This window comes from Methylobacterium sp. 4-46 (assembly GCF_000019365.1).
In the GTDB taxonomy this organism is placed as follows: Bacteria; Pseudomonadota; Alphaproteobacteria; order Rhizobiales; family Beijerinckiaceae; genus Methylobacterium.
On sequence record NC_010511.1, the window covers coordinates 1271457 to 1285531 of the forward strand.

Below are 14075 nucleotides of genomic sequence, written 5' to 3' on the forward strand. Positions count from 1 at the left end.
CCCGGCGAGGTCATGGCCTTCACCCGTGATCATTTCCTACAACAACCACTTGCGGAGGCGGCCTTTCGCAGGCATCCTGTGCAACCACAGATGGCCAGTAATGATGCCGCTTTTCTCAAATCCTCGATGACGGAGGGCGTGGTGGCTGGCGATATGGATTTTCAAGAGTCGGTAGTATTTCACGCGGTGCGAGGACCCGACGCGCAACCACATCTTTCTCCGCAAGGGCGCGCCTTGCCGGTGCTCCAACAATATGGACGTATTGCGATTACGTTGGGAGATGTCGGCGTGACGTCGCCGATCAACGAGGAGAATTTGTATGAAACTGAGAGGCTGGGGCTCGATGCGTTTCGCCTTCGGAGCGAGCAATCCTACAGGAAGGCCAAGGCGAACCGGCCCGCGAACGCGCTGACCTGGGGCGGGGATGGCCCGCGCGCGCCGCTCGACAAGGGCGACCTCGAACGTTCGTTCGATCCGCCGCCCGGAGCCCCGGCGGCTTACAGGCTGATCGGCCGCGTGGCGGCCGGTCTCGTCATCGTCTCCGGCCCCGGAGCGCTCGCGTTCACGCAAGCCGAACGGACCAAGATCGTCGCCGAAGTCCAGAACGCCCATGCTTGGCTAAGCTCGCAAAGTCCTGCGAAGGACGTCACGTTCGTACCGATCATCAATCAGGTTGACGTGACCGCCGCCGACAATCCGCAAGGTGGCAGCTATGAGAGCCAGGAGCAGTTTTGGCGGGATGAGGCGCTCTCCCAGCTTGGTCACGACGCGGGGACGGCCGGTATCGCACAATTTTTGCAAAGCATGCGCCAGAGCGTGGCGGCGGATTATTATTACTGCGCGTTCTTTGTAAAGTATACGACTTTTCATTTTGCCTATGCGCATCCTGAGAGCGCGTACCTTGTTCTCAACTACTACAACGACAGCTGGGGGGCCGACAATATCGACCGTGTTTTTGCGCGCGAGTCCTGCCACATCTTTGGTGCGCCGGATGAGTATGCGTTGGCGCGGTGCGAGTGCGGCGGCTCCTGGGGCGTCTTCGGGCGCCCCAACATCAATTGTGAAAGCTGTGCTCCGAGCGGCGGCGAGCCCTGTTTGATGAAGGCAAACACTTGGTCGATGTGCGCCATGACACCATATCACGTTGGCTACAACGGGTTGCCGGCCGTGTAGCGGCCGCACCGCGGAGGGCCGAACGATGAATGAGCTGCTTCTCATCAAGGCGCCCGATCCATCGGAGACTTTCGAAAAGCTGAACTCGAAAGTCACGATCCTGCAATCATTCTCGCCGCGTCTCCATGAGGTCGAGGGCTCTTCGGACGATGTCGCGGGAGCCGCGACGCTGCCGGGGGTGGTCGCCGGGGCGGCCGTCCAGCATTCGGACCTGTCACAATCGGAAAAGCTTGCGGTCGATGCGTGGCGCTTGCGCCTGAAGGGAAAAGCGCGGCCTTACGAAGGAATGAATTGGGGCTCGGACGGCTTCGATCCGCCGTAGGTGGAGAGCCATTTGCGGCAGGTGGCACAATGCGGGGCGGCCATGAATCGCTTGGTTGTCGTGACATCGGTTTGGCTTGCGTGGATCAGCTTCGCCAGCTTTGTCCTTGGCTCCATCACGACGTATTATGTACAATGGAAGGCGGCCGACGCCGCAAAGAAGGCCAGCGAAGCCGCGAACGGGGCGGTTCAGCGCGCCGCGCCGGCGGGCGGCCCACCGGGCGCGCTGCCGGCCAACGCTCCCACGATCGGCGATCTTTCGGAGCTCTTCAAAGCGATCACGGGGGCGCTCGACGTCGTGGTCAAGGCGGGTCCGGGCTTGGCCGGGCTCATCGCATCGATCCTGTTCCTTGGGGTGGGCTGCTGGGCCTCGACCGAGCCGGACCCGCGAACATGCACCATTAACAAAGACACCGTGATCAGCATCAAAGACAATAAACTGACTGAACCAGTGATCGTCGCATGCAAATCTGATTCCGCAAAGAGATAATTGTTCGATGTGCGATCTAGTTCGCACAGGTGTGAAAAATTGCACTATGAGAGCTTACGGTCCGAGCTAAGATATAGTCTGTAGTCAAATCGCCATATATTTCCGGTAGAACTGTAGAGTCGGTCTCACTCAGGCCTCGTTGATATCCTCTAAAACTTGGAGACTTCCGATGCGCAGGCTCGAAGGCCGATCGATGTACATCGTGCGCCTGATGAACGTCATGGCTGCGAGTGGAGGCGTGGATCCATTCGTGCAGCGTTGCACCGACGCGCATCTCGCCTCCATATGGATCCGGATGGGCTATGGAAGGCGGATCGATCCCAATCTCCGGCATCCTGACTTTTCGCAGCTTCATAAGAAATTGACCGGTGCCGGCATCCAGATCTGGGGCTGGCACGTGCCGCGCTGTCCGAACGTGGAGATTGCCCAGCAGGAAGCCGAACTCGTCGTCGGCTGGGCGCGGGACTTCACCTTGGCTGGCGTTCTCCTGGATGCGGAGCAGGGCGACCGCTTCTTTCAAGGGGGCGGGGATGAAGCGGCAGCTTATGTCCGCCAAGTGGAAACCGGGTTGAGCGCCCTGGGAGCAGGCCTCGCCCTCTCGAGCCACGATGCGCCGAGATTTTTTCCGAACTTTCCGTTCCCACGCTTCTTGAGCCAAGTCAGCGATAATTGCCCACAAGTTTACTACACGAAGGAGGTTTCCGGAAGATTGAATCGGTCAATTCAGCAATACAAGGCCCTCGAACTCTCGCGAGCGTTTGCTGACCGTTACAAGCCGGTCGGTAACATCACGATTCGCGGCGACGTTGCGCATGAGAGCACGGCTGCTTGCCTGGAGAGGGCGGCGGCGTTCGTCGATCTCGTGACCGAGCAGGGGTTCAAGGCCTACGGTTTCTGGTGCGCTGACGAGGCGCCGGACGAGATATGGCAGTTCCTGAAGGGAAAGGACGTGTTTCCGGCAGCCATTCGCCCCGCTGCTGCGGCTCCTCTCGCCGCAGCGGCTCCTCCCGCGGCCGCGGCTCCTTCGATCAGCGAGGGCGAACTCGACTCGTTTGCGGACGACGTGCGCACCTTGCAGGCTCTCGCCGAGGACGACCAGCGTGAATTCTACGATACGGTGCTCGCATCCCAGATCGAGGAATTTGCACTGCGCGCACGGGATGCCGCCGACGATGCGACGCTCATGCGCTGGCTCCAGATCCAGTCGCTCACGGCGCACTTCGTCACGGAGGGCGTCGCCGACGTCACCTTCGACCTCTGGCGGCGCTCGGACGATCACCTGAACAGCATCGTCGCGACGCTGCCCCCGGAGGCGCGCAGCCGCATCAGGTTTCTGTTCCAGGAATTTGCCGATACGGGAGAGGCGTCGCCGCCGGGCGTGTTGTCGGCGCCGCTCGGCCCGCGCGCGTTCGAGGCGCCGGATCTCGGAGAGGACGGTGTTCTGGCGGCCTTCACCGGAACGGGTACGTTCACGAGCGCCCGAGGCTTTCCCGTCGTGAGCGGCACGCTCGCCGTGCTCGATCCCGACCGGGGCCAGGTGGTCACGTTCACGGCCAATTCGGGCGGCGGAGCCCGCGGCTCCCGCGCCACCTACGGTCCCACGCCCCCCGGCATCTACCGCGTCAGCAACCATCGCCCCAATCGCACGACGGCCGGAATGGTTCTGGAAGGCGTCGGATTCTCATTCGATCTCGATCCAACCGCTGGGACACCGGTCTATGGCCGCAGTCTGTTCCGAATTCATCCGGACGGCGGCGCGCCGCAGACCAATGGCTGCATCGGCGTGCGCGAGCACGCAGGCCGGTTGCGCGACGTGGAAAACCTCTTGAACGCCAATCTTCGGGCGAATGGCGGCCGATTCAAGCTAACGGTCAAGCATCAGCTGTGAGGGCGGCAAAAATCTCTCGCGCCCCTTGCGACGCCGGCGGCCGCTGGCGTCGGCAGAGGTGCCGCGGCGGAGCGGCCATCGCAACCGGCCGCCCCGCCGGCCGGACGGGCGCACCGCCCCGACCCGCCCTCCCCTACTGCACCAGCTGCCCGACGCTCAGGATCGCGTTCATCACCGAGACGATGAGCCCGCCGATGAGGCCGCCGATCGCCACCGTCACGAGCGGCGTGAACAGGGCGAGCAGCCGGTCGATGCGCTCGCGCACCTGCGCCTCGTGCATCGCGGCGGCGTGGAGCAGGACCGGGCCGAGCCGGTTCACCTGCTCGCCGCTGGCGATCAGGGTCAGGGTCGAGGGCGCGTAGTCGCGCAGGGCCGCGAGGCCCGCGGCGAGCCCGCCGCCCTCGGTCAGGCAGCGCGCCGCGTGGTCGAGGGCCGCCCGGACGACCGCGTTGCGCGGCAGCGGGCGGGCGGCCGCCACGGCGTCGGGGATCGGCACCTGCGCGGTCACGAGCGTGCCCAGCACCCGGCAGATCCGCCCGAGCTCGATGCCGATCATGATCCCGCCGATCACCGGGAGCCGCAGGGCGAGCCGGCTGCGCACCCGCGCGAAGCCCCGGTCCGACCAGATTGCCGCCAGCGCGAGGCAGGCCGCGCCGGCGCCGGCGAGGAGCGCCACCCACCACGCGGCCAGGAACGCGCCGAGCCCCGCCGCCGCGCGGATCGCGAGGGGCGGCGGCCGGCCGCTGCCCTCGAAGAGCGGCAGCAGCGCCGGCACCAGCACCCCGATCACCATGCCGAGCGTGCCGAGCCCCATCAGGATCAGCAGCGCCGGGTAGATCATCGCCGAGGCGAGGTGCCGGCGCACCGCGTCGCGCCGCTCCAGGGAGGCGGTCAGGGTCGCCACCACCTCGCCGAGCGTGCCGGTCGCCTCGCCCGCCCGCAGCCCGTCCACCATCTCGCGCGGGAAGGCCTGCGGGTGGGCCGCCATCGCCCGCGACAGGGAGGCGCCCGCGAGCACGCGCTGGAGCACGTCCGCCAGCACCGGCCGGAGCGCGCCGGGGCTCTGGCGCTCCACGAGGCGCAGCGCCCGGTCCACCGTGAGCCCGGCGCCGAGCAGGGTGCCGAACTCCTTCAGGAAGGCGATGCGGGCCGCGTCCGAGACCCGGTCGCGCCCGAACAGGTCGCGCGCCCAGAAGGGCTTCTCGCCCGGGCCGGCCGGCCCGATCTCGAAGACCTGCAGCCCCTCCGCCCGGAGCTGCGCCAGCGCCCGGGCCTCCCCCTCCGCCTCGACCCGGCCGCTCCGCTGGCGCCCGTCGGGCGCGAAGGCGCGGTAGTGGAAGACCATCATCAGACCAGCCCCTCGAAGACGCGCCCGACCTCCTCCAGGGTCGTGTCCCCGGACAGGACGCGGGCGCGGGCGCTCTGGGCCAGGCTGGTGAGGCCCGCCGCCTCGGCGGCCCGGGTCAGGCTCTGCTCGTCGGCCCGGTCGGCGACGAGCCCGCGCAGGGTGGCGTCGAGCGTCATGATCTCCGACACCACCATGCGCCCGCGATAGCCGGTGCCGTTGCAGGCCGGGCAGCCGCCGGCGCGGCGCAGGGTGAGCGGCGCCCCCGCCGGCACGCCGAGGCGCAGCCGCTCCTGCGCGGTCGCGGGCGCCGCCTCGGCGCAGGCGGCGCAGACCCGCCGCACGAGGCGCTGCGCCACCACCCCGTTGAGGGTCGCGGCGATCAGGAAGGGCTCGACCCCCATGTCGACGAGGCGCGTCACCGTGGCGGGGGCCGAGTTGGTGTGGAGCGTCGAGATCACGAGGTGGCCGGTGAGCGCCGCCTGCACGGCGACGCGGGCGGTCTCGCCGTCGCGGATCTCGCCGACCATGACCACGTCCGGATCCTGGCGCAGGATCGCCCGCAGGGCCGTCGCGAAGTCGAGCCCGATGCCGGGATGCACCTGGACCTGGTTGACGCCCGCCATCCGGTACTCGACCGGGTCCTCGACCGTGACCACCTTGACCTGCGGGCTCGCGACCCGCCGCAGCGCCCCGTAGAGCGTGGTGGTCTTGCCGCTGCCGGTCGGGCCGGTGACGAGGACGAGGCCGTTCGGCCGGCGGATCATCGCCTCGATCCGCGCGATGGCCGGGGCGTCGAAGCCGAGCCCGGCGAAATCGTCGACCCGGCGCGAGCCGTCGAGGACGCGCATCACCACGCTCTGATCGTGGGTACGTTTTTCGCGCACCGCCCTCGATCTAGCTATCCCTTTGTGACTGCAACGGATTTATCGGCTACGGGCCGGCAAAACGCCGGCCCGAAATGAGAACGGAAGCACAACGACGGGGGTCTGTCGGGGCACAAGGTCCCGACGAAGCTCCCGACCAGCGTGCGGATCCCGTTCTCACGGTCGGGCGAGACGATCCCGCGTGTGAGGTGCCACCGCGGCCCGTCCTCAGGGCGGGCCGCATCACCAGGAGCACCCGCCGCCGCAGCACGACACCACAAAGCAAGACCCCCTCAGGCTGGAACCTGAAGGGGTCTCAAGCCCGCGAGGGGCTGGATCTTTGGTAGCACTCTGATCCTGTCCCGACAGCCTGTCTGAGTCAATCTGAAAGCACCGCTTTCGGACGCGGGCGCGCTTTGCCGTTCGCCCTGCCGCGGCCCTGACAAGGGCCGGGAACGATGACCTGTATCTATCGCCTGCCGCGCGAGGCCGCGGACAGGCTGGCGACGGCCGCACAGGGCCGGAAGAACGCCAAGGCGGTGCATGCCTTGGCGACGTTCCTGGCGCGGTTCTGGAGCGCCCCGGGACGGATCGGGCGGGCCTTCCCCGTAGATCGCGTGGCGCTCGCGGACCATCCCGAGCTGGGGCTCACGGAAGCCCGAGTGCGCGGCGCCCTCGCGGTTCTGGAGGAGATCGGCTTCGTCGAGCGCGTCGAGGTCGCCGGCTCGGCCTACCGCGCCACCGAACACGGTCTACGGCGCAAGCCGGTCCAATGGCGGTTCGGCCCGGACTACATGCCGGTGTTTCTCGCGGCCAACCGGCGGGCTCAGAGGGCCCGTGGAGCCGGTTCTCCGGCGCGGCGCCCGATCATGCCCCCTGCCCTACCGCGGCCGTCCGCGGCCACACCAACGAAGCCGGAGCGTCCCCCACCGCGGACCCCCGCTCCGTCCGCCCCCCAACTCGCCAGAAGAGACCATCCAGCGGAAGCGTCCTTCCTTATCGGCGAGAAGGGTTCGGCAGAGGCGGCGTCAGGTCTCGAAGCCGCTCTGGAGCGGCTGCGCCGAGCGGGAGGGTTCTGAACCGAAGAGGCTCGCGGAACCGCCTTCAAGCGCCGTCGGGGAACCAATCCCGATTCCGCTTGTTCCACATTTGGGAACATGCTAGAGAGGGTTATGCGCGTACTAGCCCTAAAGCATCTTAGGGAGTTCTGGGAAAAAAACCCTAGAGCCAAGGACGATCTAAGAGCTTGGTACGCTATCGCGGACAAGGCTGATTGGTCTAGCCCGCAGGATATAAAAAACACTTTCAGGAAGGGGGTTGACTTTGTAGGAGATAATCGCGTGATATTTGATATTCGCCATAATGAATTCAGATTGATCGTGAGGGTTTCCTATCAATATAGATCGATGTTGATAAAATTCGTTGGAACCCACGCGGAGTACGACCGCATTGACCCGGAGACTGTATGATGCTGCTTGACGTCAGACATATCCGCAATGAAGACGACTACGCTTGGGCGCTTGGTCAGGTGGAGGCTTATTTCGACAATGAGCCAACCCCCGGCACTCCTGACGCGGAGCGTTTTGAAATCCTGTCCACGCTCATCAGCGCGTACGAAAAAGACGCCGTTCCCGTGGATGCGGCAGACCCAGTATCCGTCCTGTGGTTCGCCATAGAAAATATGGGCAGATCACAGGCCGAGTTGGCTGACCTAATCGGATCCAGATCTCGGGCTTCTGAGATACTGAACCGTAGAAGACGTTTAAATCTTGAGCAAATACGGGCCATATCCAGTTCGTGGAAGATACCAATTGAGGCTTTGATTGGCACATATAATCTTGACGGGCAGGATCATGGGCCTAAGAAGACCAAGCAAAGAGAGTACGCATAAACAGCTTATGCTATTATCAAAGTTTGGTTCCGAGCCAAATACGCCATCGCCAACAGAAAACCCCGCTGCGGCGGGGAGCCGGGCGGGGGGTGCGCGCCTAGCTGACCAAGTGTCGTGCGGAGGGGTTTCCTATGCGGACCATTGTTGGCGTTGTAGCCCTGTGTCTGCCTATTCAGGCCATGGCAGAGCCGCGAATACCGTGTGATCTGATGGCCCCAACCCCACAACGCCTCTGCGCGGACCGCTACAGTGATCACCCCGAGCTTATTCAGATCTGCATCCAGTCTGAGATGGAGAATTTGAAATGGTTGAGTGACAACGAGGGGCGCATATCAAGGCGTCTAGTAGAAGAGTGTGGATATGCAGGCTGTAAGGCCGCATATTACAAGATTAAAACAGTGGCGGAGTGCATTAGGGTGGCCCTGCCACTGAAGGACAAGGCCACCCCTAATTGATATCTTAAGCCGGCCGCTATCGAATAGCGCCCTGCGCGTTGCGCATGCTCATGTCGTGAACACGGGAGAGTGCTGAGGCGGTCTGGTTCGCGACGGCCTCCACCTGGTCTGCTAGAACGAGAGGGCAGGCGTCTCGACTGTGCTAGTCTTCCGCCGCTCGCCCAGGGGCCGCGTTCGAGCGCGGGGGCGCCAGGGCCCGGCCCGCACAAAGAAGCGCCGGCTCGGGAGGGGAAGCCCGGCCGGCGTAGAGGGGGAAGGATCACAACTCCTGCCTCATCGCGCGCCGGCCCCGGGCGGTTCCGGCCGGGTGGAAGGGGCCCTCAGGCCCTCCGCTTCTCCCGCTTCACTACCTTGAACCGCTCCCGGCCCTCAGGGCGTTCAGCGCCTCGCAGCAGGCCCGAGCCTGAACCTCGACGACGAACGAGGCGGCCAGGGTCCAGCCGTCGTCGCGGTCGCGCATGTCGAAGATCTGGCCGGCCTCGCGGAGATGCTCCTCGATTGCGTCCCGAACGTCGAAGTCGTCGGCCATGCGCTGCCTCCTACCATGACCGGCTTAGCCGTAGAGCGTGACGCCTTGCACAAGGAAGCCCGCCACGGCAGGGCCGGGCGGGCTTGAGGTTGGAGTTCGTTCCGCAAGAGACAGGTAACCACGCCACGGTAAGCCAATTCTTAAGCTACGCTGCCGCCCCTCACGCCAACCGTGACGCCGTCCCGGCCGTCGCGTGAGTGATTTCCTCCCCGCGACTTTCGGGATGTAAGTCACTGCCGTCACTGGCGGAAAGGCCGACTCTCTCACCTTGCCGGTGGCGGACGGCGAGCCTTAAAGCACAAACGCTCAAAGGATTAGGTCATTCGCAACGACCCGCCGCCCACCTGCACGGTAGCAGGGCTGTGATGCAGTACAATGATGCTGCTGCGACGCAAATTACGTACCTATTGAAGGTTGCAAACGGCGAGCTAGCGGCTTTGCCTGCTCTCGCGCGCGTGAGGGCGGCCCATTCGCATAAGGTGGGGTACGGAACCGATTACGGAACCCGCGGACAGTCTCCGGAAGACCTCGGAGCCGGTCCGGGCGGGGCGCCAGTCGAGGGCCGGTATATCGGCCTTCTGGGCGGCTCCAGGGCCGTTCGGCTATTCTGGCGAGGACTGTAGCGGCCGGTCCGGTCATGGGGCTCCCGGCGGGGCTGGGATGCAACCCACGTATGTAAGTTAATGCGGATCTACGATGGCGTCGACGTAGGCTTCCCCAAGGCGACCAAAGCTCCGGAGCTTTGGTCGCCTCTCAATCCCTCAGGCTGGGATCGATCTCGTGACAAATACCTGTTCAACTATCTATCAATATCTTTCTTGAACGGGCCTGAGGAAAATGCGGTGCGAAATTCATAGTTGGAGCCGTATTGAGTTGCTCCAATTTGAAAGCTGGCATGCGGATGGTCTGGGCTAGGATGATTTTGAACATTCGTGCGTGAATGCGCTTGCCGTGAGCGAGATTTTCTCTCAAACCAAGCCTGTAGACTCTTTTCTCTATTTGAAGAAAAACCTTCTACGAAATTCTTGGATACGATATTATGCACACGGCTCTCGGCCAGAGAATCGTCCAGGTAAGCACAAGCCAGAGAGATATACCTTGGAATTGCTCGATCTTTTGCATAGTAGGCAACCAGCCGTCTCGCAATACCGAGTTCGGCCGCGGCTCTATCAAGAGTGAGGCCGTTGCGTTTCAGGAACGCCGCAAAATCTTCATTCGTCATAGTCTGTTCGGCTAAGTCGGCAAGCGTCGTCGCGGCAACGGCTAGGTCGTCGTTACCTTCCCACTCTATAGAGCCGCCCCATTCGCCAACCCGCACCGATCTGAAGAGATCTCGGTTTTCACGAAGAGGAGCAAATACCTTATACGTAAAAATCATAGGGGCTAGGTCAACTAGATCTACTCGGCCCATACGCGGACCTTCGCCCCAGGTGATTGTTACAGAATAGAGGCCTTCGCTAGCCTCAACATGCGCAACAGAAGGCAGCCGCTCGCCAACCTCGATCATCTTAGTCTCGGTCATTGAGGCGCCTCCATTGCTCGTATAGCACATCTTTGTTCCGTGAAGCCCATTTAACGGCTTCGTCAAGGATCCCAGGTGGCAGAACGCCTCTATCCATCTCAAGGTTGGACAGGAGGATTACCCCACCAAATCCAGGACCTCTCACGTGAAAGTGTGGTGGCGGATGATCGTCCGCATACATGTAGATCGTGAAACCGGCGAACCGTTGGACGGTCGGCAAGGCGCCTCTCCACTCTGCCGCCAAAATAGTGCACTACGTGCACTCTGACAAGGCGGCAGGGATCCCCTCTGCACCGACTTCTATCTTGCGATCCGCAGAGGTGGCCCGCCCCGCGCCTCCCGCCGCAGCGCTAACACCCGCGATGTCGGCACTCTTGAACCCGCCGACGTCGCGGGTGCCAGCGGTTGTACCCGTGCCGGACGGGCAAATGAAAGCCTCAGGCTTCCCGCCCGCCCCACGACTGCACCCCGCCGCCCGGCGGGTGACCTTCGCCTCGTGGAAGAGGCCCGCCTAGCAGCACACCGGGCGGGCCTCCGGCGGCTCAGGCCGTCCGCTTCTTCACGACGTTCATCGCCCGCGCGCCCATCTGCCGGGTCTTGGCGATCTCCACCTCGTGGAAGAGCGACCCCTTATCGGCCTCGACCCGCGTTCCGGCAGGGATGTTGTCGAACTTGACGTGCAGCGTGCCCTTGCCGGGCGCAGCGGATGGGCCGCTACCGCCACCGTGGAAGGCGCTGGCGCGGTTCAGCATCTCCGCGGCGACACCGTCGCGCTCCTGGAAGCGCTCGCCGTGGTCGGCGGGCCGCCGCCCAGAGCCTGCCGGCGACCCTTCCCGGCCGAGCCGGTAGCGCGCGTACGCGTCCGCCGCCGCGCGGTTCTGGAACTGGACGTGGAAGTGCGGGCCCGACCAGCGCGCGGACTTGGTCCGGTACTCGTCGATGTACTTCCAGTCCCGGCCTTCCTGGAGCCCGGCCTCACCCATGCGGGTCCGGATGCGGCCTAGCAGCTCGTCCGGGTTGCCTTTCAGATCCATCGCCAGGCCGCGGCCGTGCATGCCCCTCCCGCGGTGGAAGTGGTCATTCATGGCCGTGATCTGCTTCAGGACGCCGTCATGCTGCAGATCCCGCGCGAGGGCATTCAGGCCCGAGGCGTTCCACCCGCCCGCGACCGCCTCGCCGCTCTTGAGCGGGAGACCCGTGTGGTCGAGAGCGCCGGCCTCCGGCACGTACCCGGAATTGCCCCAGCGCGGGCTCGGGTCGCGCGGTCCGTGATAGCCGGCCCAGGGGCGAGTGCTGCCGCCTCGGGCGAGGTACTTGGCGACCCAGCGGACCTGCGCGGGGATCGACTTCGGATCGCGCAAGTCGAGACCGGTTTCCTTCTCAAACTGGACGCCCATGCCGCGGCGCCGGTTGAGCTGGAACGGACCCCAGGACGACTCCAGGGCGTCGTGCTTGAAGTCGTACTTGTTGTTCTTCCAGCTCTCGCCGGCCCGAATGCCGTGCATGATCCGCGGATCGATGCCGGCCTTCTTGGCCTCCTCGTCGATCAACGCCGTCAGGCTGCCCGCGCCGCTGCCAGCGCCTGAAACAGAACCGACGCCGCCCGAACCGCCCCCGCCCATGCCGTTGAACCGGCCACCGGATCCACCGCCGAAGCCGCCACCGAACCGTGGAGAGAAGATGCCGCCACCGCCCCACGCGGCAGTCTGCACCCTCGCGCCGTCACCGAACGGGCCGGAATAGCTCTGCTGCTGAACGGATGGGATGCCGCCCTGCATCTTCTTCAGCTGCTCAGTCAGCCGGTCAATCGACTGGCGCAGCTCATCCTGCCGCTTCTGGACGTCGGGCCGGTTCTGGTCGAGCGTCTTGTTGAACTCATAGGCGTCCTGGGCGTCTTTGAGCTTGGCCTTGACCCGGGAGCGGTCGGACCAGTTGCTCGGCGTCTCGCTGGTGCCGTTCCACCAATCCTTGACGACACCGACACCGCGCAGGACGTTGCGGCCGAACCCGTAGAGGAGCCCGCCCGCCTCATCGCCGAGGTTGTCGGCCCGGCTGATCGCCTCGCCGCGCTTCTCCTGGATGCTCGGCCCGGCCTTTGCCTTGGCCTCGCTGTCCTTCCCGTACCGCTGTTCGTACTCCTTCCGGCGCTGGTCGATATCGATCTCAAGGGAGCGCAGGCGCGTGCCGTACAGCGCATCGCCCGTGGCCGCACCGGAAGCCTCCTCCCGGCGAGCATTGTTGTCGATGCTCTTCAGGAAGCGGTTGTTCTCGGTGATGAACTCGTCGAGCGACTTCGCATTCCGGAGCTTGCGGGCGACGTCGCCGCGGCCCTTGCCAACCAGGAACGACCAGTAGCCGCCCGCTTGGCGGTCGACGCTGTCCTTGGCGCGCATCATCTGCATGATCGCGCTGGCGCTCTCCTCCGAGCCCATGCCCGCGGCGCCAAGCGCCCGCTGGAGACCGGAGACCTGGGCCGCCGACATGCCGGACCCGAGTGACAGCGTCTTCAGGTCGAAGCCGCCCTGGCCGTACTTGAGGAGACCCGCGATCCCGGCCGAGGCGAGACCGATCCCGCTCATCGCGCCGAACCGCCCGGCCGTCATGTGAGAGGCTAGCGGGCCCGCGGCGCCGAAAGCGCCTGAGTGGCGGTTCAGCTCACGGCCGACCTCGCTCCATTCCGCCCGGACACGCTTGGCCGCGTCCGCCCAAGCGTCGCCGGTCTTCTTCGCCGCGTCGCTCTTCTGGATCGCGTCGAGCTGCTTCTTCAGCTCGGTTAGCGTTTTGGAAAACTGGTCGCGAACTTCCGCAGTAAGGACAAGGTTCTCGTCAGACATCTTCGATCTCTGCGCTCACAGGGCGCAATTTCTGTGGATGAGGCGGATCTTCTGCTCGGCGGCCGCATTTCCGGTATAGGCTGCATGCAGCCACTCTAAAACCTATGTTAACAGTGTAAGGAGCCCGCAGGATGCCGGAATTCGAAAGCAAAGCGCCCGCGCAAGAGGGTGCGCTGATCGAGCAAGCGGCCGACATTGTTTCGGCCTATGTCTCGAACAACCGCGTGACGGCCGGTGAGCTGCCGGGCCTCATCGCTTCGCTTCACGCCGCTCTGCAGGACCTTGGTAAGCCTGCCACGCCACCGGCAGAGGAGACGCCCAAGGCGACTGCCGCCCAGATCCGGAGGTCGATCACGCCGGATGCCCTGATCAGCTTCGTTGACGGCAAGCCGTACAAGGTTCTGAAACGGCACCTCACCACGCACGGCCTGACCCCGGCCGAGTACCGGCAGAAGTTCGGCCTGCCGGGCGATTACCCCATGGTCGCGCCGAGCTTCACGGCCCGGCGATCGGAAATCGCCAAGAGCAGCGGCCTTGGCCAGAGGCGCCCGAGAGCAGCAGCAGAGAAGCGCGCCAGCCCCGACCCGAAGGTGACAGCACCGGCTACGCCGAAGAGGGGGCCGGGCCGCCCGCGGAAAGCCAAGGCGGCCGAGTGAGGCAATGAGCGGGGTCAGAGTGGCCAGCCTGTGTCACTCTGCACCATTTGGGTATGTGGCCGCGGCTGTAAGCCTGCTGTAAAATAGCCTTCAAGTAATGCCAGT

The 14075-nt window shown here is 64.6% G+C and carries 14 protein-coding genes; 8 read left to right on the plus strand and 6 right to left on the minus strand.

From position 1 onward, the window contains the following. The first annotated feature begins 12 nt into the window (after positions 1-12). The 4 genes from M446_RS05445 to M446_RS05460 all read left to right on the plus strand — a co-directional run bounded on the left by M446_RS05445 (position 13) and on the right by M446_RS05460 (position 3872). Positions 13-1173 (plus strand): hypothetical protein, encoded by a 1161-nt coding sequence (locus M446_RS05445; protein ID WP_265576540.1) that lies wholly within the window; start codon positions 13-15, stop codon positions 1171-1173. A 25-nt stretch (positions 1174-1198) separates the two neighbouring features. Next, a complete protein-coding gene (locus tag M446_RS05450; RefSeq protein WP_012331085.1) occupies positions 1199-1495 on the plus strand; it encodes a hypothetical protein in 297 nt (98 codons plus the stop codon). A 42-nt stretch (positions 1496-1537) separates the two neighbouring features. Continuing rightward, positions 1538-1984, plus strand: a complete 447-nt coding sequence (locus M446_RS05455; RefSeq protein WP_150108581.1) for a hypothetical protein — start codon at positions 1538-1540, stop codon at positions 1982-1984. A gap of 169 nt (positions 1985-2153) precedes the next feature. Next, positions 2154-3872 (plus strand): L,D-transpeptidase family protein, encoded by a 1719-nt coding sequence (locus M446_RS05460; protein ID WP_012331087.1) that lies wholly within the window; start codon positions 2154-2156, stop codon positions 3870-3872. Positions 3873-4005: 133 nt separating this feature from the next. On the opposite strand, the gene M446_RS05465 is transcribed toward M446_RS05460, so the two are convergent. Both M446_RS05465 and M446_RS05470 read right to left on the minus strand, forming a co-directional pair. After that, on the minus strand, positions 4006-5220 hold the full coding sequence (locus M446_RS05465; RefSeq protein ID WP_012331088.1) for a type II secretion system F family protein: 1215 nt from the start codon (positions 5218-5220) through the stop codon (positions 4006-4008). Beyond that, positions 5220-6104: a GspE/PulE family protein gene (locus M446_RS05470; RefSeq protein ID WP_265576541.1), complete on the minus strand. Its 885-nt coding sequence runs from the start codon at positions 6102-6104 to the stop codon at positions 5220-5222. The genes M446_RS05465 and M446_RS05470 overlap by 1 nt, the downstream gene beginning before the upstream one ends. A 437-nt stretch (positions 6105-6541) precedes the next feature. On the opposite strand from M446_RS05470, the gene M446_RS05475 reads away from it, so the two are divergent. From M446_RS05475 to M446_RS34775, 3 genes are all read left to right on the plus strand, one after another. Next, positions 6542-7162: a hypothetical protein gene (locus tag M446_RS05475; protein ID WP_012331089.1), complete on the plus strand. Its 621-nt coding sequence runs from the start codon at positions 6542-6544 to the stop codon at positions 7160-7162. 93 nt (positions 7163-7255) lie between these two features. Then, positions 7256-7552 carry a type II toxin-antitoxin system HigB family toxin gene (locus tag M446_RS34770; RefSeq protein WP_210161188.1) on the plus strand — a complete coding sequence of 99 codons (297 nt, stop codon included), beginning with the start codon at positions 7256-7258 and terminating at the stop codon, positions 7550-7552. Next, the gene (locus tag M446_RS34775; RefSeq protein ID WP_012331091.1) at positions 7552-7974 is read left to right on the plus strand and encodes a helix-turn-helix domain-containing protein; all 423 of its coding nucleotides are present in this window, start codon (positions 7552-7554) and stop codon (positions 7972-7974) included. Before M446_RS34770 ends, M446_RS34775 begins: the two co-directional genes overlap by 1 nt. An 801-nt stretch (positions 7975-8775) precedes the next feature. Here the strand turns inward: M446_RS34775 and M446_RS05480 are convergent. From M446_RS05480 to M446_RS05485, 4 genes are all read right to left on the minus strand, one after another. After that, positions 8776-8958 carry a hypothetical protein gene (locus M446_RS05480; protein ID WP_012331092.1) on the minus strand — a complete coding sequence of 61 codons (183 nt, stop codon included), beginning with the start codon at positions 8956-8958 and terminating at the stop codon, positions 8776-8778. 799 nt (positions 8959-9757) lie between these two features. After that, entirely contained in the window at positions 9758-10480 is a 723-nt protein-coding gene (locus M446_RS38520) for a DUF2442 domain-containing protein (RefSeq protein ID WP_012331093.1), read from the minus strand. Then, complete coding sequence (locus M446_RS34785; protein ID WP_322597455.1) at positions 10467-10724, minus strand: DUF4160 domain-containing protein; 258 nt, start codon at positions 10722-10724, stop codon at positions 10467-10469. The genes M446_RS38520 and M446_RS34785 overlap by 14 nt, the downstream gene beginning before the upstream one ends. Positions 10725-11022: 298 nt before the next feature. Then, the gene (locus M446_RS05485; RefSeq protein ID WP_012331095.1) at positions 11023-13314 is read right to left on the minus strand and encodes a hypothetical protein; all 2292 of its coding nucleotides are present in this window, start codon (positions 13312-13314) and stop codon (positions 11023-11025) included. Between the two features lie 131 nt (positions 13315-13445). On the opposite strand from M446_RS05485, the gene M446_RS05490 reads away from it, so the two are divergent. Continuing rightward, positions 13446-13970, plus strand: coding sequence for a MucR family transcriptional regulator (locus M446_RS05490; RefSeq protein ID WP_012331096.1), 525 nt, complete (start codon positions 13446-13448; stop codon positions 13968-13970). The last annotated feature ends 105 nt before the right edge of the window (positions 13971-14075 follow it).